22 protein-coding genes are annotated in these 22,647 nt (G+C 68.4%); 20 read left to right on the top strand and 2 right to left on the bottom strand.

The genetic code is table 11. The features are described 5' to 3' along the window. Positions 1 to 24: 24 nt before the first annotated feature. Positions 25 to 1,413: an NsdA family TPR-like regulatory protein gene (locus tag AQJ91_RS12755; RefSeq protein ID WP_067019885.1), complete on the bottom strand. Its 1,389-nt coding sequence runs from the start codon at positions 1,411 to 1,413 to the stop codon at positions 25 to 27. Between the two features lie 332 nt (positions 1,414 to 1,745). Here AQJ91_RS12755 and AQJ91_RS55495 point away from each other — a divergent pair, with 332 nt between their 5' ends. The 17 genes from AQJ91_RS55495 to AQJ91_RS12835 all read left to right on the top strand — a co-directional run bounded on the left by AQJ91_RS55495 (position 1,746) and on the right by AQJ91_RS12835 (position 18,528). Continuing rightward, positions 1,746 to 3,005 (top strand): HAD-IA family hydrolase, encoded by a 1,260-nt coding sequence (locus AQJ91_RS55495; protein WP_234382152.1) that lies wholly within the window; start codon positions 1,746 to 1,748, stop codon positions 3,003 to 3,005. Further along, complete coding sequence (locus AQJ91_RS12765; RefSeq protein WP_067019887.1) at positions 3,002 to 4,633, top strand: hypothetical protein; 1,632 nt, start codon at positions 3,002 to 3,004, stop codon at positions 4,631 to 4,633. Before AQJ91_RS55495 ends, AQJ91_RS12765 begins: the two co-directional genes overlap by 4 nt. Further along, positions 4,630 to 5,589: a thymidylate synthase gene (locus AQJ91_RS12770; RefSeq protein WP_067019890.1), complete on the top strand. Its 960-nt coding sequence runs from the start codon at positions 4,630 to 4,632 to the stop codon at positions 5,587 to 5,589. The genes AQJ91_RS12765 and AQJ91_RS12770 overlap by 4 nt, the downstream gene beginning before the upstream one ends. A gap of 8 nt (positions 5,590 to 5,597) precedes the next feature. Then, positions 5,598 to 7,316, top strand: coding sequence for a carbamoyltransferase family protein (locus AQJ91_RS12775; protein WP_067020187.1), 1,719 nt, complete (start codon positions 5,598 to 5,600; stop codon positions 7,314 to 7,316). After that, the gene (locus AQJ91_RS12780; RefSeq protein WP_199847916.1) at positions 7,313 to 8,365 is read left to right on the top strand and encodes a glycosyltransferase family protein; all 1,053 of its coding nucleotides are present in this window, start codon (positions 7,313 to 7,315) and stop codon (positions 8,363 to 8,365) included. The genes AQJ91_RS12775 and AQJ91_RS12780 overlap by 4 nt, the downstream gene beginning before the upstream one ends. A 96-nt stretch (positions 8,366 to 8,461) precedes the next feature. After that, positions 8,462 to 8,974, top strand: a complete 513-nt coding sequence (locus tag AQJ91_RS12785) for a P-loop NTPase family protein (RefSeq protein ID WP_067019896.1) — start codon at positions 8,462 to 8,464, stop codon at positions 8,972 to 8,974. Positions 8,975 to 9,005: 31 nt separating this feature from the next. After that, positions 9,006 to 9,851 (top strand): class I SAM-dependent methyltransferase, encoded by an 846-nt coding sequence (locus tag AQJ91_RS12790; RefSeq protein WP_067019899.1) that lies wholly within the window; start codon positions 9,006 to 9,008, stop codon positions 9,849 to 9,851. Continuing rightward, entirely contained in the window at positions 9,848 to 10,612 is a 765-nt protein-coding gene (locus AQJ91_RS12795; protein ID WP_067019902.1) for a phosphotransferase, read from the top strand. The genes AQJ91_RS12790 and AQJ91_RS12795 overlap by 4 nt, the downstream gene beginning before the upstream one ends. Beyond that, positions 10,609 to 11,265, top strand: a complete 657-nt coding sequence (locus AQJ91_RS12800; RefSeq protein ID WP_067019905.1) for a histidine phosphatase family protein — start codon at positions 10,609 to 10,611, stop codon at positions 11,263 to 11,265. Before AQJ91_RS12795 ends, AQJ91_RS12800 begins: the two co-directional genes overlap by 4 nt. Beyond that, a complete protein-coding gene (locus AQJ91_RS12805) occupies positions 11,262 to 12,098 on the top strand; it encodes a phosphotransferase (RefSeq protein WP_067019908.1) in 837 nt (278 codons plus the stop codon). Before AQJ91_RS12800 ends, AQJ91_RS12805 begins: the two co-directional genes overlap by 4 nt. 28 nt (positions 12,099 to 12,126) lie before the next feature. Then, positions 12,127 to 13,122 carry an NAD-dependent epimerase/dehydratase family protein gene (locus tag AQJ91_RS12810; protein ID WP_234382159.1) on the top strand — a complete coding sequence of 332 codons (996 nt, stop codon included), beginning with the start codon at positions 12,127 to 12,129 and terminating at the stop codon, positions 13,120 to 13,122. 27 nt (positions 13,123 to 13,149) lie between these two features. Further along, a complete protein-coding gene (locus tag AQJ91_RS12815; RefSeq protein ID WP_067019910.1) occupies positions 13,150 to 14,271 on the top strand; it encodes an adenosylhomocysteinase in 1,122 nt (373 codons plus the stop codon). Between the two features lie 55 nt (positions 14,272 to 14,326). Beyond that, entirely contained in the window at positions 14,327 to 15,124 is a 798-nt protein-coding gene (locus tag AQJ91_RS12820; RefSeq protein ID WP_107122419.1) for a 3-deoxy-manno-octulosonate cytidylyltransferase, read from the top strand. Between the two features lie 453 nt (positions 15,125 to 15,577). Continuing rightward, positions 15,578 to 16,402 (top strand): DUF6602 domain-containing protein, encoded by an 825-nt coding sequence (locus AQJ91_RS12825; RefSeq protein WP_067019913.1) that lies wholly within the window; start codon positions 15,578 to 15,580, stop codon positions 16,400 to 16,402. A gap of 180 nt (positions 16,403 to 16,582) precedes the next feature. Then, positions 16,583 to 17,686, top strand: a complete 1,104-nt coding sequence (locus tag AQJ91_RS12830) for a hypothetical protein (protein WP_159054542.1) — start codon at positions 16,583 to 16,585, stop codon at positions 17,684 to 17,686. Further along, positions 17,686 to 17,841, top strand: coding sequence for a hypothetical protein (locus tag AQJ91_RS53520; RefSeq protein WP_159054543.1), 156 nt, complete (start codon positions 17,686 to 17,688; stop codon positions 17,839 to 17,841). The genes AQJ91_RS12830 and AQJ91_RS53520 overlap by 1 nt, the downstream gene beginning before the upstream one ends. Positions 17,842 to 17,898: 57 nt before the next feature. Beyond that, positions 17,899 to 18,528, top strand: coding sequence for a hypothetical protein (locus AQJ91_RS12835; protein WP_067019919.1), 630 nt, complete (start codon positions 17,899 to 17,901; stop codon positions 18,526 to 18,528). A 64-nt stretch (positions 18,529 to 18,592) separates the two neighbouring features. On the opposite strand, the gene AQJ91_RS12840 is transcribed toward AQJ91_RS12835, so the two are convergent. Next, positions 18,593 to 19,033 carry a pyridoxamine 5'-phosphate oxidase family protein gene (locus tag AQJ91_RS12840; RefSeq protein WP_067019922.1) on the bottom strand — a complete coding sequence of 147 codons (441 nt, stop codon included), beginning with the start codon at positions 19,031 to 19,033 and terminating at the stop codon, positions 18,593 to 18,595. A gap of 673 nt (positions 19,034 to 19,706) precedes the next feature. Between AQJ91_RS12840 and AQJ91_RS12845 the strand changes: the two genes are divergently transcribed. From AQJ91_RS12845 to AQJ91_RS12855, 3 genes are read left to right on the top strand one after another with little or no spacing between them, the layout of a single operon-like run. Further along, the gene (locus tag AQJ91_RS12845) at positions 19,707 to 20,273 is read left to right on the top strand and encodes a hypothetical protein (protein WP_067020196.1); all 567 of its coding nucleotides are present in this window, start codon (positions 19,707 to 19,709) and stop codon (positions 20,271 to 20,273) included. A gap of 3 nt (positions 20,274 to 20,276) precedes the next feature. Next, the gene (locus AQJ91_RS12850) at positions 20,277 to 21,392 is read left to right on the top strand and encodes an MAB_1171c family putative transporter (RefSeq protein ID WP_067019925.1); all 1,116 of its coding nucleotides are present in this window, start codon (positions 20,277 to 20,279) and stop codon (positions 21,390 to 21,392) included. Between the two features lie 23 nt (positions 21,393 to 21,415). Continuing rightward, entirely contained in the window at positions 21,416 to 22,612 is a 1,197-nt protein-coding gene (locus AQJ91_RS12855) for an amidohydrolase family protein (RefSeq protein WP_067019928.1), read from the top strand. Positions 22,613 to 22,647: the final 35 nt, after the last annotated feature.

Raw genomic sequence — 22,647 nt, forward strand, 5'->3', positions numbered from 1 at the left:
CACACCCCCATCGTCATGACGCGGTCAGGCTACTCGCCTCAGCACGGCCTTGGCTCGTTCGTCGATCTCCGCCGCCGCGCTGATCCCACGGTTGCGATACGGGGAGAGAACCCGGCGCATGTTGATCACCGCCTCGCGGGCTCGACCGGAATGAACGCCGTTCATGGCGTCCAGGGCTTGGGCCCAAGTGCCGCACGCGGCCTCGACATTGCCCTGACTCGCCTGCGCAGCGCCCAGATACCCCAAGGTCACGACGTGAGTGCGACCGAAGGCGTCGGTCTTCCTCGTGTGGACGCTGCGCCAGAACTCGTCCTGAGCCCCCTGGAGGTCGCCGAGAGCCCAGAGAGTACGAGCCGTTTCGTGCGCCAGGCTGGCCTCGGAGAAGAACCAGACGCGGGCGGGCTCGTCATCCCCGGGCTTTGCCGCCGCGAGGTCGTCCTCAGCCCGGAGGAGGGCTGTACGCGCTTCTTGCCGCCGTCCGGCCGTGGCCAGGCTCCGCGCCCGCACGACGCCTAGCAAGGCTCGTTCGCGGGGAGTCGCCAGGGTGTACCGCTTGTGTTCGACCGAGGCCGCCGCGATGTCCACGGCTTCCTTGGGGTGGCCGAGATCTGTCGCCTGGTGGGCCATGGCACGCAGGACGTGGCCGGCCAGTGGTGCGTCCTCGGCCTCGGCCGCCAGCTTCACCGCGAGGGTGAAGTACCGCCGGGCGGCCTCGTGGTGCGACGCGTCGAAGCTCATCCAGCCGGCGACGTACACCAGCTCGGCAGCGGCGGCGAAGAGGCGGCAGCGCGTCTCGTCACTGGCGAAGACACCACCGACGTACGTCGCGACGTCGTCGTAGATGTACTGGTAGAGGGCTGTCCGGCCGTCCACTCCGCCTTGGCGCTGGTCGCGCTTCGAGAAGAACTCGGTCATCTCCTTCAGCGCGTTGATCTCGGCAGTCCCGATTCTCCGGGTCGTCGAAGCGGGGCGCGATCGGGCACGCTCGGGGGCCTCGTCCCACCACGTCTGTCCAGGCAGGGCGAGTCCGGTCACCGAGTAGGCAGTGCCGGCCAGCACTCGGCGTCGCTCCAGGTCCACGTTGCTTCTCCCCAGATCCACCAACGCGCTCACCGTATCGACGTGCCATTCGGATGCCATGGCCGCACCCGATTTCGGCGGGGTGAGGCCGATCTCGGCGGGAGTGATGGGGCGTTGGAGCCGACGGGACAACGTCTCGCTCAGGATAAGGGGCGCCCGCCCGGAGGGCTCCGTTCCCGCGATCCACATCGCGATGTGCGAGCGGCTGGTGCCGAGCAGCTCGTCGGCGCCGACCTCGGCCGCAACCCGTACGAGGGCAGCGGCGACCTTCGGCTGCGACCAGCCGGTTTCCGCGATCGCAGCGGCCAGTTTCTCGTTCCGCTCGCGCCTCATCGTGCGCCCCTGTCCACAAGATGATCTTTGACGGGTTTGACGGCATCGCCGACCGGTGGGGGATACCAACCCGCCGTGATTCACGGTTCGCTCAAGGTCAACGAAACCACTAACTGGCCTTCCCCCGGGAGGAATTCGGTGAACGCAATCCAGACATACGGCTCTGGAGACCGGATGCCGCCGGGTGGGCAGGCCAGTCTCCGAGCCGACCCAGGCCAGACAAGGAGGTCCGAGAACGGCGGTCGACGCGCACCTCCGCAGCTTCGACGCCTCCACCGAGACCTGCCGCCGAGTCCTTGACGGACTCCGGCGGACACTGTGAGGAGGCCGAGATGATGCCCATCTGGAGCCTGGAGTCCGTCATCGAGTCCCCCGAGTACCGGGTGAGCCTCACCATGGTCTCGGACGACAGGGCACCCGGGGCGGCACGGACCTTCACGCGGGAGACGCTGTCGGCCTGGGGACTTGAAGAGTTGATGGACCGCACGGTCCTGATCGTCAGCGAACTCACCACGAACGCCGAGCGCCACGGCGGTACGCCAGGCGGCACCGAGCGCCCCTCGGACGCGAACGGCCAGATGGTGGCCGAGCACATCACGCTGACCCTCACCGCCCAGAGCGGAACCGTGGGCATCGAGATGGAGGACAACTCCCCCTTGCCGCCGATCCCTCGCGCCAGTGGGCCGGACTCGCTGGACGGACGCGGTCTGCTGCTCGTCACGGCCGAGGCCGACGCATGGACGGCTTGTCTCAACGAGGACGGCAGCGGCAAGCGGGTTCTCGCGGTCGTGAAACGCCGAGAGTCCGTCCCGTGCGGCCCGACCCGCACCGCACACCCCTTTCAGCCCTACTCGTTCGCCATGGAGGCGTTCGCCATGCCTGCTCAACACGTGCCCGTTGCCGCGCCCTTACCTCCGAGGAAGAAGATGGAAGACGTTGTGACGCAGCATGTGCTGCTCCTCGACCTGGACGGTGTCCTGGTCGATACGCGCCCCGTCATGCAGGAGGCGTGGCGTGCTGTCCAGCAGAGTCACGGCATCGACCTGCCGTTCGAGATGTACGAGCAGCATCTGGGCCGTCCCTTCAACGACATCATGGAGCGGCTCGAGCTGGCCGACGCCGATCGGATCCACGAGACGTACACGGCGGCCTCGCAGGCCGCCTCCCCTCTGGCCCGACCGTTCGAAGGCGTAGAAGAGGTGCTCCATGCCTTCGCTGCCGCCGACTGGCGCCTCGGCGTCGTGACGTCCAAGCCTTTGGACAGAGCCGCTCCACTCCTCGCCCAACTCGGCTGTCCCTTCGCCACGGTCCGTGCACCCGGCGGTCCGGGGAGGGGCAAGCCGGCCCCGGACCCGCTGCTGCTCGCCCTCGTTGACCTCGCGGCCGATCCGGCGTCCGCAACCTACGTGGGCGACATGGAAGTCGACCGTGAGGCCGCTCGCCGAGCCGGTGTCTCCTACGTACACGCCGCCTGGGGTTATGGCGCCCCCGGCACTCCGGAGCCCCGGATCGCGCAGTCGCCGGTGGACCTCCTTCGACTGCTCGACGTGAGCAAGAAGAGCGCGCCCCTCATCGAGGGGAGCCTGCTGTGACCGACCCTGGCCAAGTCGCCGAGGCGCTGATGGCCGCGCTGGAAGCCGAGTACGGTGATGCGCTCGTGACAGTCGGCGGCGTGAGCTGGCTGTCGGTCCACCACGTACCGATTCGCCGCCTGGTCACCCGCCTGGTGAGGCAGCTCTTGGAACTGGACGAGGTGCCGACCACCACGGTGTTCGGCGCAGCCGAGGATCTGGTGGTGGCCGGCGGCAGTACGTCTCTCGGCTACGTCGCGTACGAAGTGTCCGAGGCAGGTCTTTCCTTTCTCCTCGGGCACGGCGAGCCCGGCCAACTCACCCCGGACGGTGGCGAGCTCGCGGTGCCGGTCCAGCCTCGCTTGGAGGTCACCACCGCACCCGTGTGCGCCGTCTCCTGGTCATCCCGCCATGCGGAGACTTTGCTTCCGGTTCTCTCCGACCTTGCCTGCCAAGGGGTGAGGAGCACCGTCGTGGACATGGCCTCCGAAGTGGATCAACGTTTCCCGGATACGTCGGAACCGGGAATCACCGTGCTCCGCCTGCCAGAAGAAGCCCTTGGCCGACACAGCGACGTACCTGCCCAGAGCGCTTTCCGGACCGAAAACGAGCGCACGGTACGAGCGGGACAGCACGAGATCGGCATCGGCCGACTGGCGTGGCTCGCCGCCCGAGTGCTTGTGCGCAGCGCCGGCTGCACCCAACCGTCCTGGTCGGCAACGCTGTACGTCGAGCAGTGGCTCGACGCCGTTCTCCTCGAATCCCACAGTCGGGTCCTGTTGTGCAGCAACGACTCCAGTCCGCTCGGCGTCCTCGCCGTTCGCGCCGCCGAACGTGCTGCCGCGGACACCGTCTACGTCCAGCACGGCGCGTGGATCGAGGGGCAGACCTCCTCGCACGCCCAGCGCTGCCGCCATGTCGCGGTCATGGGGGCGCGTGATGTGCGCGTGGCTCAGGCGGGGACTCGGCGCGTTGACGTTCGTACGTACGTCGTCGGCCAGCCGCGGTTCGACGGGCTCACCCAGGTTGACCGCCTCGGCCAGCGGGCCTACCTGCAGAGGATGTTGAAGGAGCAGACGGGTTCAGCGCCGACAAGGGTCGTCGTGTGGGCGTGCCAGCCGTTCAACGAGCAGCGGCTTCTTGGGCAAGCAGAGGTTCTGGCCGAGGGGCTACGGAACGCGCGGGGCGGCTGGGGCCTTGTGGTGGCGCCACACCCCGCCCAGAACGCAGAGACGCTGTCGCCTCTGCTCGACGTGATGAACGGTGTCCCGGTCGCCTTGATCGGCGCGGAGGTCGGAGCCCGCGGATGCCTGGCCGGCGGGGATGCCCTGATCAGCGCGTCATCGACGTGCGGGATCGAGGCTCTGCTCCTCGAAGTGCCCGTACTGGAACTGGCGCTTCCTGCCACGCGCACGTTGGGACTCGCCGACCACGGGGCCGCTTGGCGTTGCGAGTCCAGCCGGGATATCGCCAGGTTCCTGACGCGTATCGACGAGTCTCCGCAGACCGTACGCGTACCGACGGCGGCCAGGGAGTCGATCTGCCACTGGGACGGCCGCAGCGCCGACGCCGTCGCGGACATCGTCACCCAGGCGCTGTCCGGCAGCACAACTCCCCACCACTCAGCGCAAGGGACCGACAGGCGATGACAAACACGTTCACCGGCGACAGCGTCGCCGAACTCTTCATCGGCGCGGTGATGTTGGCCAAGAGCGGGGACAAGGTCAGCCCGCGCGGAATGGCCACCCGCGAGGTCTTCGACGTCAACATGACGCTGACCCAGCCCAGGGCCCGTCTGCTGTACGCGCCGCCCGCCCGGATCCTGAATCCCGCCTTCGCGGTGGCCGAGACCGTCTGGCATCTCGCCGGGACCGACGCCCCGTGGATCTACGGATACAACGAGCGGCTGCGGCAGTACGCCGACGATGGGATCCTGCAGGGTGCCTACGGGCCGCGGATGCGGAACTGGGGCGGGAAGGTGGATCAGCTCCACCGCGTGGTCGAGATTCTCAAGGACGACCCCGACTCCCGCCGCGCCCTGATCCAGCTGTACGACCCGGCCCGCGACACCGCCGGGCACAAGGACGTCCCCTGCACGCTCGGCTTCCGCTTCCACCTGCGCGCGGGCCGCCTGCACATGTCCACCACCATGCGCGGCCAGGACGTGTGGATCGGCCTGCCGTACGACCTGTTCTTCTTCACCACGCTGCACGAGCTGGTCGCCGGCTGGCTCGACGCGGAGCTGGGCGAGTACCACCACCACGTCAGCTCACTGCACATCTACGAGCGCGACCTCGACAGGGCCGACGGACTGACCGACGTCGTCGCGAGCCCGCTCGTGCCCGAACTCACCACGCCGTGGGAGAGCTTCGATGAACTCCTCGGCCGAGTCGAGGCACGTGCTGAGACCGGGCATCCGGGCTGGGACTCCATGGCCGAGACGATGTGCAGTTACCGGCTGTGGAAAGACGGGATGCGCGAAGAGGCGTGGCGCGTCGCCGACGCCATCGAAGGACCGCTCGGTGAGGCCCTGACCGCCTGGTACGGCGAACTGACCTGCCGCACCGGGACCTCGGCCGCACAGGCTGCCGCGGGAACGAGGTGACGACCGCGATGGACCACGTGCCCGCCGTCGTTCTCGGACTCTGCTCCTACACGCACGACTCCGCCGCCGCGCTCCTGGTGGACGGTGAACTGGTCGGCTTCGTCGAGGAGGAACGCCTCTCCCAGAAGAAGCACACCCACGAGTACCCCCACCACGCCGTCGAGTGGCTGCTGGGTGAGGCCGGCCTCACGCCCGCCGACGTCGACGCCGTCGCGTACAACTTCCAGCCCGTCCGATACCTCGCCGAGGCCCCCACGGCCCTGCGCCTCGCGCTCTCGGGCACAACCCGTGACCGGGCTCTGCCACGGGCCGCCGGATTCGCCAAGGTCGCGCTGCGCACCCGGCGCCGGGTCCAGTCCCTCGGCCGACGGTTCCCCGGCGCGCAAGTCTCGCCCGTACTGCATCACCGCGCTCATCAGCTGACCGCCTTCGCCGCCTCGGGGTGGGACGAGTCCGCCGTGCTGGTCGTCGACAGCCTCGGCGAGCGGCAGACCACGACGATCGCCCATGGCCACCATGCCGGCCGTCCCGCCACCCGTACGCTGGAGGCGATCCACGACCCGGCCTCGCTGGGCTACGTATACGGGGCGGTCACCGAGCACCTGGGCTGGCGCCGGGGCGACGAAGAAGGCACCGTGATGGCGCTCGCCGCCCTCGGCGACCCCACCCGGTTCCGGCACCTCTTCGCCCGCGCGGTCCGCACCACCGCCACGGGCTTCGCCCTGGACCCGGCTTACTTCCCGCCTCGCGTTCTCACCTCCGGCTACCCGCGGACCTCCCGCCGCTTCGTCGTGGAGACCTGCCCGCCCCGGCGCCCGGACGAGCCGATCCAGGAGGTCCACCAGGACCTGGCCGCAGCGCTACAGGAGCGCACCGAACAGGTGATGCTCCACATGGCGCGGCGCGCCCGCCTGCTCACCGGCTCGCGGCGCTTGTGCCTGGGCGGCGGCGTGGCCACGAACTGCGTCAGCGTCGGGCGGATCATCGAGGCGGGCATCTTCGACGAGGTCTTTGTGCCGCCCGCTCCGGGCGACGCGGGCACCGCGCTCGGTGCCGCGGTCGCCGTGCACACCGACAGCGGGAACGGCCGGCCGCTGTGCGGGGTCGCCCGCGCCTGCTACCTCGGGCCGTCCTACCCAGAGCCGAACCTGGACCTCACCCCGTGGCCGGGACTCCAGCAGAAGACCCTGGACATCGAGGTCGCGGAGTTCCTCGCCGACCAACTCGCCCACGGCATGATCGTCGGCCTGTTCCAGGGACGGGTGGAGGCCGGCCCCCGCGCACTGGGGAACCGGTCGATCCTGGCCTCCCCTCTGGAGCCCGGCGTCGTCGAGCGTCTGAACGCGAGCGTGAAGTTCCGCGAGCCGTTCCGCCCGTTCGCCCCCATGGTCCTCGCCGACCGAGCACGGGAGTTCTTCACCCTCGGCCAGGACGCCCCGTACATGTCCATGGCCTCCGGAGTGACGAACAAGGCCCGCGAACACATCCCCGCCATCGTCCACGCCAACGGCACCTCCCGCCTCCAGACCATCAACCCGACCCAGAACCCCTTCGTGCACGACGTGCTGCGGGCATTCGCCCGCCGTACCGGCGTCCCCGTACTGATCAACACCTCGCTCAACGTCAAGGGCAAGCCCATCTGCGGCACCCCGGACATGGCCCTCGACTGCCTCGCGAACTCCGGGCTCGACGCCCTGCTGCTGGAAGGCCGGTGGATTACCAAATGAAGATTGGATACAGCTTCTGGGGCTTCCTCGGCAACGGCATCACGGACACACCCGACGGAGGCCGCAGCCACCGCCGCCCTCTGGTCGACGCTCTCCTCGCGCGCGGCCACGAGATCGTCTTCCTCCAAGCCAACCGGGACCTCCTCGAAGCAGGAGACGACCTCGGCGGTACGTACACCTTCGACGGCGGCATCCCCGACATCGACGTGCTGTTCCTCGAATGGCGCTGGCTCATCGACGGACGCAACAACACGCCCTGCGGCGCCGAGGGACACACCTGCGACCTTCACCGCCAGGCCGAACTTGTCAAGCGCTACACCCTGCTCCGCGGTACCCCCACCGTGATCTGGGACAAGGACTGCCAACTGCGCGAACACAACGTCCTTCGCCATGTCCCCGGCGTCGCGGTGTGCGAGGCAGCCCTCACCCCCACGCCCGGTGCCCACCGTCTGCTCTTCCCGGTCGACGACCGACTGCTGGACCAGGCCGACCCGAACGCACTCGCCAAGAGGCCCTGGGAGACAGCGCTCGCCTATGTCGGCAACCGGTACGACCGCGACGCACAGTTCGACCGCTATTTCTCTCCGGCCGCCGCATGCTTCGATCACCAGGTCGGCGGAAAGTGGACGGACACCAGCCGCTGGCCGCACATCACCTTCCTCGGCCGGATCCCCTTCGAAGAGGTGCACCGCCTCTACAGCGGAGCCCTGGCCACCGTCCTGCTGCTCCCCGAGCGATACGCCGCAGTCGGTCAGATGACACAGCGGATCTTCGAAGCCGTTCTCGCCGGGTGCCTTCCACTGGCCCCCGCCGATATTCAGCACGTTGAGCGGTTCGTTCCCGAGGAACTGGTGGTGCAGTCCGGCGGACAGGTGATCCGACGGATCACCGACCTCCAGAAGATCGCCGGCAGCAACCGGCACGCCGAACTGATCGCCGCCTGCCTCGGCCGGCTGGAACTCTTCCGGCTCAGCCGTCAGGTGGACGCGCTGGAGACCGTTCTCGCCACGGTCACGGGAGCTGCCGAAGAGCAGCGAGGGGCCGCCTGATGAAGCACCTGCCGCAGGCCGCCGAGCCCGGACCATCCGTACGTGTTCCGGCGGTCGGTCCGTCCGGACACCTGAGCACCCCTAGGGTGGAGCACCATGAAGAAGGTCGCCATCGTCGGCTGCGGAGGCAGCGGCAAGTCGCATGTGGCCCGTGCGCTGGGGGAGGCCCTGGACGCCCCGGTGACGCACCTGGACGCCGCGTTCTACGACGACGAGTGGAACGAACTGCCCATGGAGAAGTTCGCCGCGGTGCAGCGCGACCTGGTCGCGCAGGAGAAGTGGGTGATCGACGGCAACTACAACTCCACGCTCCAGATCCGGCTCCAAGCCTGCGACACCGTCGTCCTGATGGACGTCTCCACCCTCGCCGCACTGTGGGGGGTCTTCTCCCGACAGCTCCGGCACGGCGCCGGGCACAAGGGCAACGGGGTGCACAACCGCATCCACTGGGGCGTGATCAAGTACGTGGCGACGTACCGGCGCAAGATGCGTCCCCGCGTCATGGCCAAGATCGATCAGTTCGCGACCGGACACGCCGACGTGGTGCTGCTGACCAGCCGACGGCAGACGCGGCGCTGGTTGCGGAAGGCCGCCGCCCGGCAGCGCTGAGCCGCCCGCGCCTCCAGCGGGGGTGCGGCGCATGAACCTCAACCCGTTCCTCGATCCCGGGCGGCAGGAAGACCTGTACGGGCACGCCTCCCGGCTGGCCAGACGGTCCAACGCGTTGATACGGGCCAGGACCGTCGGCCGGCCGGTACCCGACACCATCGTCCAGTTGGCCCGGTCCCACAGTGCGCCGGGCTCGGAGCGTCTCCGCCTTGTGGCGGACATCGGTTGCGGTCGCGGCACCAGCAGCCGGGTCCTGGCCGAGCAACTTCATCCGGAACGCCTCGTCGGCATCGACGCGGCGCCCGCGTTGGTGGCCGATGCCCGCAAGCGGGTGGGCCGCGTTCCCGGTGTCCAGATCGGCTTCCTGAAAGGGGACTTCCACCGCATACCGATGCCGGACGGTTCCTGCGACCTGGCCGTCGCCGCCTTCTGCCTCTACCACTCGACGCGCCCCGAGCAGGCCATTGCGGAGATCGGCCGTGTCCTGGCTCCCGACGGCGTGGCCATCCTCGTCACCAAGGCGCTCGACAGCTACCACGAGATGGACGCCTTGGTGGCCGCCGCCGGACTCGACCCGCGCGCCGAGCAGCACGAGAGCCTCTACGTCTCCGCGCACGGTGGCAACCTCGCCGACCTGGCGAAGCCCTCCCTGAACGTGATCACGACCGAGCACGAGGAGCACCGCTTCACCTTCGACGGACACGAGCACGTGGCCGAATACGTCGCCACGAACCCGAAGTACGACCTCGCCCCCGGCCTGTACGGCAAGCCGGGCGCGCTGGCCGCCGCGCTCCACGAATTCCTCCCGGACCAGCCGATCACCACCAGCTCGGTCATCACGTACGTCGTGGCCCGGCCGCGGGGAGGCCGGACGTGAGAATCACCCACTTCACCAAGACCTACGCGACCTCCGAACAGGCTGTCGCAGCCGCCCGTCACCGCACCTGGCTGTCCGTCCACGCGCAGCCGCTCCGTCAGCCGGCCCTGACGGTCATCGGCCCGAAGAGCCTGACCTTCGAGTGGATCGAGGGCCGCCACGCAGAACCCGGCGACCTGCCGCGGCTGGCGGGGCTGCTGGGCGACGCTCACGGCACCGCCTGGGCCAGTGACCTGCGATCCGTCTCCCTGAACGAACCGCACACCTTCCGCGACGGCACTCCGTTCGGCGGCTACCTCGCGGTACGCGAAGTGGCACTGCGTAGGCGGCTGGAGCAAGGCCACCTGCCGGACAGGATCGCTCTGCACGCGATGCTGACGCTCCTGGAGAAGACCGTCGAGGGGCCCGCCGCCTTCTACAAGGACAGCAACCCGAGGAACTTCCTGTTCACCGAGGACGGCACGCTCTTCACCCTCGACACCGACGACCTCACACTCGCCCCGTTCGGGTACGACCTGGCCAAGCTGATCGCGACGCTGGTCATGACGTACGGACCGCTCGGGCCACCTGCCATCGACGAGGCCCTGAGCACGTACAACGAGGCCGCCGGCCGCCACGACTCCCGGCTCGGTACGACGGATCGCGAGCGCCTCGACGACTTCCTCGCCCTGCACTGCGTTCTGACCGCCCCGTACGCAGGGCGCAACGGTTACCGCTTCGGCTGGCCGGTTCCGCGCCCCCGACTCCAAGGTCCCGCATGATCACCACGGAACTCGTCTTCGTCCGCCATGGCGAAGCCCACTGCAACGCCAACGGCGTCGTCGGCGGCCCGGCCACCTGCACCGGGCTCACCAACCTCGGGTACCACCAGGTCGAGCAGGCAGCCGACCGGCTGGCTGACGAGCACCGCGACAGGCCCTTCACCGCCCTCTACTCCGGTCCTCGTCTCCGGCTGCGGCAGACCGGCGAGATCCTCAGCCAGGCCCTCGGCCTGCCGATGCGCACCGCGCCCGGTCTCGGCGGCCCCATCCACGGAGTGGCCGACGGCAAATCCTGGACCGAGGTGAAGACCGCCGCCGACGGCGGGCCGCAGGCCCACCCCGACCGGCCCTGGGCGGAAGGGTCCGACACCTGGAACGGCTACCTCCAGCGGGCCGGAGACTTCCTCCACGGTCTCATCGACCGGCACGAGGGCGATCGCCTCCTGTTCGCCGCACACGGCGAGACCGTGATCGTCGCGCACACCCTGCTCCTCGCGATCCCCCTGGGTTCGCCGGCGGGTTTCACCGTGTCCCACGGCTCCATCACCCGCTGGCAGCATCACCTCAACCGGCTCGACCAGCGGCGCTGGATACTGGACCGGCACAACGACACCGCCCACCTGGGTGCCCCAGCGATACGGGCGACGTCATGATCACGGCGTACGACGACCCGCGCATGGAACTCGCGCGGCAGACGGTCGGAGCCGTCCGCATCGTCGCGGACCCGGCGCTACCACCTCATCTGCTGCACCTTGTCGATGTCCGCGGGAACGCCTACTTCGCCAAGCAGCACGCCAACCGAAACCGCTATGTCCACGAGGCGCACGCCTACCTGACGTGGGGACGCCACCTTCAAGGCCACGCCCCTGAGCTGGTCGGCCGACAGGACTCCACACGCACTCTGCTGCTCACGGCGATACGCGGGCAGAGCGGCGACGACCTGCCGCCGGGTTCGGCTGAGGAAGAAGAGGCTCACCACAACGCCGGCCTCGTGCTGGGAGCCCTCCACCGGGCCACGGCAGGTCCCAAGACCGGCGGCATCGGCGTCGAACTGGCCGGTCGGCTCCGAGGCTGGGTCGACAGGGCCGACCGCGCGGACCTCCTTTCGACAGACGAAAGGAGGAGCCTGCTGCAGGTCGCGGACCTCCTGTCCCACGTCCAGGCGGAGAGCGCCGTGTGCCACCTCGACTACCAGCCCAGGAACTGGCTCATCGGGGACGGCTTCTGGATCTGCGACTTCGAGCACATGCGACGCGACGCCCGCATCCGGGACTTCGCCCGGCTCGAGTTCCGCCGCTGGCAGGCCGCCCCTCATCTCCGCAGCGCCTTCTTCGCCGCGTACGGGAGGGAGCTGAGCGACGCCGAGCAACACCTCCTGGAGTCCTTCGGCGCCATCGAAGCCGCCACCGCGCTGGTCCGGGGACACGAGCAGGACGACCTCGCCCTCAGCGCCCACGGCCGCACCGTGCTGGCGCGACTGAGCTGACCGACCCCACCGACCTCTGGAGAGTTACGTGTCAGAAAGCACCCCCGTCTCGACCACACCGACCCCCCGGCGGGCCGTGGTGACCGGCGCGGCCGGATTCATCGGCTCTCACCTCGCCCACGCCCTGCTCCAGGCAGGAACCACCGTGATCGGCGTCGACCGTCGCGACCCCGCCGCAGACCAGACGGCAGCGGCCAACCTCGCCGCGTCGCACGGTCTCGCGGGATACATGCACATCACCGCCGATCTGCTGACCTGCGCGATCGATCCGCTCCTCTTCGACGCGGACGTGATCTTCCACCTGGCGGGCATCCCCGGCGTGCGGCCTTCGTGGGGCCCGCACTTCAGCGACTACGTGGCCTCCAACATCCTCGCCACCCAGCGAGTGATGGACGCCGCCACCCGCATGCGCGTCCCCCGCGTGGTCGTGGCCTCCTCCTCCAGCGTCTATGGGCCCACCAGCGGCGGTCCCAGCGTCGAAAGCGACCATCCTCGGCCGGCCTCCCCGTACGCGGTCACCAAGCTCGCCGAGGAGCAGCTCTGCCTGGCGCACGCCGCCCGCGCCGACTGCCCCACGGACGTAGTCGCTCTGCGGTACTTCACCGTCTACGGGCCACGCCAGCGCCCCGACATGTTCACCCACCGCGTTCTCCGGGCTGCCATCACCGGAGAGCCGCTCCGCTTGTACGGCGACGGTCATCAGCGCCGGGACTTCACCTACATCGACGACGCGGTCGCAGCCACCATCGCGGCTGCCTTCGCGCCGACCGACACGGGCATCGTCAACGTCGGCGGAGGCTCCAACGCCTCCCTGCTCGAAGTGATCAACATCGCCAAGAGCCTCGTCGGGCGCGACATCCAGATCCACGTGGAGCACGCACGCAACGGCGACGTGCTGACCACCCGGGCCAACTCCGGCCGTGCTCACGACGTACTCGGCTGGCAACCCACGGTCGACCTTCACAACGGCATGCGCGCCCAGATGCAGGCATTGACCCAGCCCGCGTACCGCGCCGCGGCCTGACCATCTCGCGACCCGACAGGAGTTGCCGTGGAGAGCCCCGAAAGAATCCGGCGGGATGCCTTCTTCCGCCGCATCACCGCGCAATTCCCCGCCGACGGACAGCTCAGCTCGCTGATCATCACCCACCTGCTCCCCGAGCGCCCGGCGTTCCTCCACGCGATGGCCCGGACCACCACGGTCGCTGCTGTGCTGCCCAAGCCCAGGTCCATCTCCCAGCGGACCCTTACGAAGGTGCGCCGCGAGTACGCCGTGCACCCTCTGAGCCGAGACCTGTTCACGGACCCCACCAGCGCCCTGGAGTACCTGGAGGTCACCGCTCCCGGTCGTGACGTCGTACTGCTCGACATCGGGGGCTACTTCGCACCCAGCCTCGGCACTCTGGTCGAGAAGTTCTCCGGCCGGGTCGTCGGCGTCGTCGAGGACACCGAGAACGGCCACCAGCGATATGCGTCAATCGGCCAACTACCCTGCCCCGTCTTCTCGGTGGCCCGTTCCCCTCTGAAGGACTGCGAAGACCACCTGGTGGGGCGGTCCATCGTCTTCTCCACCGAGTCGCTGGTCCGCACCCGCGGCGACATCCTGGTCAGCCAGGGCGCCTGCGTGATCGGCTTCGGCAAGGTCGGCCGCGCCATCGCCCAGACCCTGCGCGCCAACGACGTACGCGTCACCGTCTACGACAGCGACCCCGTCAAGCGAGTGCAGGCACACTCCCAGGGGTTCCGTACGGCCACTTCCCGCACCGAGGCACTCCGCGACGCCGACCTCGTGCTGTGCGCCACCGGCAACCTGGCGCTGCGGCAGGGGCATTTCGAGGCGCTGCGCAACGGCGCCTATGTGGCCTCGGTGACGTCCTCCGAGGACGAACTCGAGCTGGACTCGCTCGACGGGCGCTACCGGCGGACACCCGCCGGGGAGCACCTGACGCGGTACGACGTGGCCGGACATCACTTCTTCGTTCTCGCCGACGGTGGGGCCGTCAACTTCGTCCATGGCGCGTCCGTCGGTACATACATCCACCTCGTGCAGGCCGAGATACTCGCGGCGACCGCCGCGCTCAGCCGCGGCAACTGTGAGCCCGGCCTGCGTGAAATGCCCTTATCCGCCCGCCAGACCATCGCGAAGGTCTGGCTCGACCACTTCGCCGAGTGATCACATACCCCGTCCCACATGCCCTTGGTCCGCCACCGACCGACAGGAGAACGCTGTGACCGCCACCGCAGGGCGTCGCCACATAGCGGTGATCCCTTGCCGCTGGGGCGCCTCACGATTTCCCGGAAAGCCCCTGGCCCTGCTCGGCGACATGCCACTGCTGTGGCACGTCCACCAGCGCTGTCAGGAGGCGAAGCGGATCGACGACGCCGTGGTCGCCACCGACGACGAGCGCATCGAAGCCGCCTGCCGTCGGCTCGGGATCCCCTGCGTGATGACCGGCGACCACCCCACCGGGACGGATCGTGTCGCCGAGTGCGCCCAGCGCGTCCAAGCCGACGCGTACATCAACGTCCAGGGCGACGAACCGTTCATCGCCCCCGCCGCGATCGACGCGGTGTCGGAAGCCCTGGTCCACCTCAGCGCCGAGACCCTGGCGGTCAACGCGTACGCGAAGCTGGACGACGCGGCATCGGTCATCGACCACAACGTCGTCAAAGTCGTGGTCGGCGAGAACGGGAACGCCCTCATGTTCTCCCGGCAGCCGATCCCGTATCCGCGGGGCCATCGTCCGAACTACCTGCGACAACTCGGCCTTTACGGCTTCACGCGCAGCGGACTCGACCTGTTCCGGCACCTGGAACAGGGACCAGTTGAGCGCGCCGAAGGCGTCGAGATGCTCCGGCTGGTCGAGCACGGGCACGGCGTACGGATGCTTCCCGTCGAGGACGAGGGCATCGCGGTGGACACGCCGGAGGACCTCGAAAGGGCGTGCGCAATGCTGCGATCTCAGTCCCAAGAGTCCTTGAACAGCCAACGTCGCCGCTCGAGAGATTCTAGTTCCGGTCGGTGACAAGCCGGCCGACCGAGCGTCACACCAGAGCCTCCGACCAGTACGTTCGAAGATGGCGAAGGCTCACAGAACGGCCGACGGGAGGCCGGGACGTGTCAGCGCGAGGGACGATGCCCGCGGACCCTATGAGCAGCCCGCCCGGCGGGCCACGCTCGGTTCTAGACCGAGGCTCCGTCCCCGACGAACACCCGGTCATGCGGTACTCAACCCGCGGATATCAGGCTGACCGCGCGTCGTCGCACGACACGCACACCGGCCGCCCGCCGGTCCTCAGCACCACCCCAGGCCCGCACCGGCGAGCCCAACAATCGCTGCCCACTTGACAAGACGGCCTACATATCAGGATCCGAGACCTCGTAGCAATGAAGATGGTCCCAGTCGACCCGTCCGGCGCGGACAGCCCTCTTTGGACGGGCCGATCACGCTGTCAGTCCCCGGTTCTACTGTCGTGGCATGGATGACAACCACCTGGCCGGAGTTCTGCACTCCGTCGCGATGAGGATGCGCGCGGATTTCCGCCAATCTCAGCTGTTTCAGCACCGCGGCGAGGCCGGAACGAACCGTGAGCTCCTGGTCCGGGACTTTCTGGCCAGCCAGCTTCCCGGCCATGTCGAGGCAGTCCACAGTGCCGAAATCATCACGGCGTCCGGCGAGGTGTCGCCCCAGTGCGACATCGTCATCACCGATCGCAGCACCCCACCACTGACCGACCTCCAGGGCTACCGGATCGTCCCCAACGAGTGCGTCTACGGTGTCGTAGAGGTGAAAACCACTCTGGACCGCGAGAAGCTCCTCGACGCCTGCGAGAAAGTCCGCAAGGCCAAGGAACTCGCGAAAACCGCCTACTACCCGACGCCCGGCTTCCAACGGACCCGTACGGCCTACGGCCGCACCTACCCCTACACACCGACCGTCGGCATGATCTTCGCGTTCGACAGCATCGACCTGGCTACACTCGGCGAGCACTTCATCGGCTGGTGCCAGGAGCACGAGCCGGAGCACCGGCCGGACAGCATCTGGGTCCTCGGCAAGGGCTACTACGTCTGGACCGACCCGGCCACCGGCTTCGTCAATCCGACTCCGGAGCCTGGATCAGGGATGATCGCCATGGAGCCCTGGCACGACGAGGATGTTCTGCTGCCCCTGGTCCTGCATCTCAACCAGCACTTCGCCACGGCATGGATGCCGCCGCTCCGGCTCTTCGACTACGCCGGGCAACACCCTTTGGGGGTCTCCAAGCACATCTGGACCGAACTGCCGACGCCCACGACGGAGTGACACCAGAGCACCTCGGAGCGATCACGCCATCGCAGTCACGTCGCCCCAGCGGCGCCATCTTCGACGGCCGCAGCGACGCTGTCGTGCACAGAACGCGGGAACCTCCGGTCAAACCGGCCCACGAGATGCAAGATCCCCTGGGCGCCCTCCGCAAGGGGCGTATGGGACCCTGCCCGATCCATGATTGCCAACCGCGCAACGCCCCGCCTGCCAGCCTGTCCGGCCTCTCTCGGCGACACGGGGATCACTAGTCTGGCCACCGCCGGCATCGCAGACGACGCCGTCCACGTGTTCCGCGATCTCGACCTGCCCGGCCTCAACCCCCTCGGCGACACCCTCGCCTCGATCGATCCGAAGCTGCCCAAGGTCAACCCGATCGGCGACGCGTTCGCCTCGGTGGGGTTCGAGAGGTCGGTCGCGGACCTTGTTGACTGGGCGACCCCAGCCGACAAGATCTCCTCGGCGTTGATGGACCTGTCTCTCGGCGACACGGGGATCACTAGTCTGGCCACCGCCGGCATCGCAGACGACGCCGTCCACGTGTTCCGCGATCTCGACCTGCCCGGCCTCAACCCCCTCGGCGACACCCTCGCCTCGGTCTGGAGCCATGTCTTCGACATGCCTGGGCTGGCGGGTCTGCTGCGAGGGCTCCCGGACGATCTGCTGAACCCGTTGCGTTCCGTCGCCCGGCGGATCGAGCGTCTTGGGGCGCCGATCGTCTGGGCGGCACACGCTGCTCTGAACGCCTACCTGGACGGCGACCACGATCCGATGCGCGAGTTTCTCCACAAGCACCTTCGTCTCCGCCCTCCGACGGAGGACCATGCCCAGGCCCTGGCCTTGGCCCTGCTCGTCCGGGAGTGGGAGAAGGAGGTCGACCTCCAAGACGCCGACGCGGTCCGTGCGGTTCTGCGGAAGTACGCCAGGGAGGGCAACGACCTGGACGGTGATCATCAGGTCATGGGCCGCATGATTGGCCACCTGCCGGAGGGGCTGGATCTGCTGTCTCCGGCCCCGGGGCCGGAGGCGCTGGCCATCGCAAGGGTCGTGCCTTGGCCGGAGCACTTTGACAACCGGGACGTCCGCTATGCGACCCGTCGGCTCAAGGAGACCGAGCAGACGGTGGCGCGGGTCTGGGCCGAGAATCCCGAACTCAACTGGCTTCAGGCACCCGAACTGGTCGGCCAGGATGTCGCCATGGGCACCCGGGTACGGCGCAAGCTCCTCAGGGCAGGCGACCAGATCATCGAGCGGGCTGCGGCTCAGCTCCGGAGGACGATTTGATGGCAAGAAGCGACAGGTCCGAGGAGCCGCTGCTGAGCCTGCGCTCGGCGGTGGTGTTCCTGATCGGCCTGCAGGCCGCTGCGGTGGCGGGATTCCTCGCTCACGCCGTTGGCAGCGGCCACGGCAGCCCCGGCGGCTCAGCAGCCATCCCGTGATCGAGAGGGACACAAAATTGCTGGTGATGCTCGCCGGGCGTCTGGCACTCTCCCTGCATGCTGCTGATGCTGACCGGATCGAGCTGCTCCGGGAAGTCCACCCTCGCATTCGCTGTCGCCGACCGGATCGATCACATCGCCGTCCATGACACCGACGAGAGCGGCGTTCCGCACAACCCACCTCCGCACTGGCGGAATCACAACACGGAGGAGTGGATTCGCCGCGCGCTCGACTACCAGGCTCACGGCATCGACCTCCTGTTGACAGGCCAGGCACCGCTCGGCGAGGTTCTGGCCGCCCCCTCGGCGTCTTTGCTGGACGGCATCGCGCTCTGCCTTGTCGATGTCGCCGACGAAGACCGGCGCCGTCGGCTCCGCTGGCGCGATCCAGGCCGCTGGTCCGAGTCCGCGGTCGACCGTTTCAACAACTGGGCGGCTTGGCACCGCGGTCACGCCCGCGACCCCCGGCATCGCCCGGACGCCATCACTGCCAACAGCGCGCCCATGATGGCGTGGCACCGCTGGACGTCCTGGACTGCCGAGGACCCCCGCTGGCAGATTCCTGTCATCAACACCACTGACCGTGGCCCTGAGAAGTCCGCCGACGAGCTGGAGCAGTGGATCAACCGGCAGCGCCAAGCTCTTCGGGCAGGCCGTCATCCCTTGTGTCGCGGCTGGGCGGAGTAACGCCCGCCCCTGAGATGAGAACGACTGTACGCGCGCTGTCGTCAACCTCGGTGGACAGAAACGCCTATTCAGCGACGTTCACGGCCCTTGGTTTGGGTGCGTCTACGTGCCCCATGGCTCGCTCGATCGTGATCTCGATGACCACCCGCTCGGGGTCCGGAGCAGGCGTCCGACCGTATCGGCTGCCATAGCGCGCTACGGCATCGCTGACGACATCCGGGTGCGTGCGGACTTCGGCCGTGCCCTCCAGGGTGGCCCAGCGCCCTCCGTCGACCTGGCAGACGGCTACGCGGGCCTGACCGGGTTGCGAGGCAAGGATGTTGGCGACTTTCTTGCTGGATTTGCGGGTGATAACCCGAGCGATACCAGCGACGGCGTCGACGGTGACCCCGACGGGCACAACGTGAGGGCTGCCATCGGGGCGCACCGTGGTCAGCGTGCACAAGTGGTACTCATGCCAGAACTCTACGTAGCCATCGCCTTGGTTGCGTATCTCGGTTGACATGGCTGGAAGCGTAATAGTGAGTGATGCCCGAACTGCCCCGAAGTGACCACGACCACACTCGCCCTCGCATGCGACGGCGGGAGTCGATTCGCCCGACTATTAAGTGCATGTCCCAGTTGCCTGTGGCGTAAAGGTCTCAGATTGATAACTTCGGCATATGCCAGAGTGGGGTGATTGAAGCGCACGCGTCAGATTTTGAAGTGCCAGTTCAAGAGCATGATCCACCGCCACTGTGGCTAATTTGCCACGATTTAGCACGCCTCTGGCGACGGCTTGCGAGTGTCGATTTCAGGCCATTCCTCCCTTCAGGCTTCACGTAATGTCCATGGGGTTCCTGAAGGCTCCGTCGGGGTCGCTCGGCCGCATTGCGGTTGCTTATTTGCGTGCGCGATCATGGCGTATCGGGGAGGTGCGGGCACATGTGTGTGCGGCCCACTTGCCGCTGCTCAGCAGTACACACCGAGATGCTGTCCTTCGATGCCGGTGATCGTTTTCGTCCTCGCTGTGCCGTCCGGGAACTGAAACGCTATTGGATCGGGCGCGGCTGTCGCCCGGCTCCCGTGAGAGCCGTCAACGGCCGGTACGAAGGGGATCTCTCATGTGGTCGGGAAGACGTGTCGGCGGCTCGGCAGAATCCGAAGGGCCTGAACAGGGCAAGGTGAGCCGCCGGTGGTTGGGACGGTGGCGTACCGCTGAGAAACGGACGGCCGAGAGGGACCTGCACCGCTGGCTACGGCGCGAACTTCAGGACCTCGGTATAAAGCCTCCGCTGGATGTGGAGGAGCTGTGCCGGGCGCTGGGCGAGAGGCGCGGGCGTCCGATCGTCCTTCGGCCGTTCCCCCTGGAGAAGCCCGGACCGTCGGGGCTGTGGGTCGATACGCCTCAGATGGACGTGATCCTCTACCAGCAGGAGACGACGCGCCTGCACCAAGAGCACATCATCCTGCACGAAGTGGGCCACATCCTCGTGTCCGAAGATGAGCAGGCCGACGAGGAGCAGGAGACCCCAGACGATTTCGTCGAGGGCTGGGCGACCCTGATTCCGGTGCTGGATCCCGATCTGGTCCGCCGAGTGGCCCGGCGCTGCTCGTACGACGACGGCGAGGAATGTGAGGTCGAGCTCGCGGCCACGATCATCCTGGAGTGGTCTTCGGTGCTCGACCGTGCCACCCCGCTGTCCGACGACCCTGCGCTTCGTCGGGTCCAGTCGGCCCTCGGTGACCGGCGAGGGTGGCTGTAACCCATGACCGAGCTGCTCCTTGTGGGCATCGCGGCTGCCGTGTTCTGGAAGCTGTACCAGTGGTCGCGCGCCCCCCATGACGCTCCTCTGCGTTCCGTCACGCTGTGTCTGCTGAGCGCCGCGCTCTCCTACCCCGTGGCCATGCCCGGCGGTGCCTCGGGCGTCGACACCGTGGCCGGGCACGGCACCGCGAAGCTGATTCAGAACGTGCTGCTCCTGCTGACGGTCTACTTCCTGATGTGCTTCTACCTGTACTCGGCGGACGGGCAGGCCGCCCGCCGCCGGGCCCGGCGGGAAGCCGTCGTCGTCGCGCTCGTAGCGGTATCGATCACTGTGGCCGCCGAGTCCGTTCCGAACGAGGTCTTCGCCGGCTCCTTCAGCACGGCGGACATGACGATCCCGCAGATCGCCTTCTTCTACGGCGGCGCCGGCCTGTACCTCATGTACGCCCTGGGCGTCGCCGGTCGGTGGACTCGCCGCTACGCCCGCATGTCACGGCGCCCGCACGCCACGGGCCTGTGGATGGCCGCGATCGGTCTCACCGCGATGGCCGTGGCCTGCGCCGTCCGCGCGGTGATCGTCGCCATCCGGTGGAGCGGCGGGACCGTACCGCAGCCGCTCATGACCGGTGTGGCGTTCCTGCTGGTGGTGTCCATCCTGCTCTTCGTCGCGGGCGTCACCTACCCCGGGGCCCGCGCCAGGATCACGTCCCTGACGCTCTGGCCCCGCCACCGACGTGATCACCGTCGACTCACCCCGCTGTGGCAGCTGCTCGCGGAGGCATACCCCGAGAACGTGCTGCGGCCCGCTTCTCCGACACTCCGAGACCGGTGGCGGGCGCGCAGCGTGCACCGGCGCTACCACCGACGGATAGTGGAATGTCGTGACGGACTGGTCGACATCAGCCCCTACCTCGGCTACACGGCCGAGGACACCGAAGTCCTCGACCTCGACCCTGCCGAACTGGCCGAGCGCCTGCGCCAGGCAGTAACCACGATCGGAAAGGGTGCCCTCTCGCCACGTCAGGCGGTCCCGCTGGCCATTCCCCAGGACGACGACCGGGAAGCGGATGTCCGTCAGCTGATCGCGGTGTCGGACGCACTGCGGCTGTCCGCGTAACCACCGAAGATCAAGGAGACGAAATGCTGATCACCGCTGGCCGAGTCCTGGTCGGCTCCGGGACGTACCTGGACGACGGCGCGGTCCTCATCGAGGGCGACTCGATCACCGCGGTGGGGCCACGCGCGCAGATCGCGGAGCGGGCCGGTTCGGACGTGATGCACCTCGCGTTCCCCGAGGGCACGGTCGTGCCTGGCCTCATCGACGCCCACGTCCATCTCGCTTTCGACGGTGGCGCGGACCCTGTGGCCACGCTCCACGAATCGAGCGACGAGTCCCTCCTTCAGGACATGCGCCGCCGTGCGGAGCAGCTTCTCCACAGTGGTGTGACGACCGTGCGCGACCTGGGAGACCGCAGCGGCCTCGCGCTCCGCCTGGATAAGGAGATCGCCGACGGCAGCGCGGCAGGCCCTCGGATCGTGTCCGCGAGCACGCCCGCGACCCCGCCCGGAGGCCACTGCCACTTCCTCGGTGGTGAGGTCTCCGGCGTGGAGGAGATCCGCGACCTCGTGCGGCGCAACATCACGGCCGGTGCCGGCGTGATCAAGGCGATGGTGACCGGTGGCGGTCTGACCAAGGATGGGCCCAAGAGCTGGCAGAGCCAGTTCACCCCGGAGGAACTCGCTGCCCTGGTAGACGAAGCCCACCAGGCCGACGTACCGGTGGCCGCCCACGCCCACGGTACGGAGGGCATCACCGCGGCCGTGGAAGCGGGCGTGGACACGATCGAGCACTGCACGTGGATGACCAGCGACGGCTTCGACCTCCGGCAGGACGTCCTGAAGCGGATCATCGACCAGGGCGTCGCCGTCTGCCCGGCCGTCAGCCCCCACTGGCAGATGCTCCCCCGGTTCTTCGGCGAGGAGCGGGCCGCGGCCATGTTCGACCTGGTGCGGCAGATGGCTGAGGCCGGCGCCCGGCTCATCGCCGGAACCGACGCCGGGGTCCAGCGGGCGGGGTTCGACGGCCTGGTGCCCGCCCTGTCGTTCTACGCGCACCTGGGCCTGCCGAACAGCAAGATCCTCGATATGGCGACCACCGACGCGGCTGGCGCGCTGGGTCTGGGCGAGACGACGGGGCGCATTGCTCCCGGGTTCCGGGCGGACCTGCTGGTGATCGGCGGAGACCCCCTTGAGGACCTCACCGCGTTGAAGGCGGTCCGGACGGTGGTGGCCGCAGGGCGGCGGCACGAGCCGCGCGAGACGACCGCACAGCAGTAGGGGCCAGCATGTCCGGGGCTCTTCAGAGTCCCGGA

Source organism: Streptomyces dysideae (assembly GCF_001514305.1).
Classification (GTDB): Bacteria; Actinomycetota; Actinomycetes; order Streptomycetales; family Streptomycetaceae; genus Streptomyces; species Streptomyces dysideae.

Bases quoted from the DNA above. Each gene is read 5' to 3' on its own strand.
- AQJ91_RS12755 (WP_067019885.1), bottom strand. From the start codon at position 1,413: ATGAGGCGCGAGCGGAACGAGAAACTGGCCGCTGCGATCGCGGAAACC.
- AQJ91_RS55495 (WP_234382152.1), top strand. From the start codon at position 1,746: ATGATGCCCATCTGGAGCCTGGAGTCCGTCATCGAGTCCCCCGAGTAC.
- AQJ91_RS12770 (WP_067019890.1), top strand. From the start codon at position 4,630: ATGACAAACACGTTCACCGGCGACAGCGTCGCCGAACTCTTCATCGGC.
- AQJ91_RS12775 (WP_067020187.1), top strand. From the start codon at position 5,598: ATGGACCACGTGCCCGCCGTCGTTCTCGGACTCTGCTCCTACACGCAC.
- AQJ91_RS12780 (WP_199847916.1), top strand. From the start codon at position 7,313: ATGAAGATTGGATACAGCTTCTGGGGCTTCCTCGGCAACGGCATCACG.
- AQJ91_RS12785 (WP_067019896.1), top strand. From the start codon at position 8,462: ATGAAGAAGGTCGCCATCGTCGGCTGCGGAGGCAGCGGCAAGTCGCAT.
- AQJ91_RS12790 (WP_067019899.1), top strand. From the start codon at position 9,006: ATGAACCTCAACCCGTTCCTCGATCCCGGGCGGCAGGAAGACCTGTAC.
- AQJ91_RS12800 (WP_067019905.1), top strand. From the start codon at position 10,609: ATGATCACCACGGAACTCGTCTTCGTCCGCCATGGCGAAGCCCACTGC.
- AQJ91_RS12805 (WP_067019908.1), top strand. From the start codon at position 11,262: ATGATCACGGCGTACGACGACCCGCGCATGGAACTCGCGCGGCAGACG.
- AQJ91_RS12825 (WP_067019913.1), top strand. From the start codon at position 15,578: ATGGATGACAACCACCTGGCCGGAGTTCTGCACTCCGTCGCGATGAGG.
- AQJ91_RS12830 (WP_159054542.1), top strand. From the start codon at position 16,583: ATGATTGCCAACCGCGCAACGCCCCGCCTGCCAGCCTGTCCGGCCTCT.
- AQJ91_RS53520 (WP_159054543.1), top strand. From the start codon at position 17,686: ATGGCAAGAAGCGACAGGTCCGAGGAGCCGCTGCTGAGCCTGCGCTCG.
- AQJ91_RS12835 (WP_067019919.1), top strand. From the start codon at position 17,899: ATGCTGCTGATGCTGACCGGATCGAGCTGCTCCGGGAAGTCCACCCTC.
- AQJ91_RS12840 (WP_067019922.1), bottom strand. From the start codon at position 19,033: ATGTCAACCGAGATACGCAACCAAGGCGATGGCTACGTAGAGTTCTGG.
- AQJ91_RS12850 (WP_067019925.1), top strand. From the start codon at position 20,277: ATGACCGAGCTGCTCCTTGTGGGCATCGCGGCTGCCGTGTTCTGGAAG.
- AQJ91_RS12855 (WP_067019928.1), top strand. From the start codon at position 21,416: ATGCTGATCACCGCTGGCCGAGTCCTGGTCGGCTCCGGGACGTACCTG.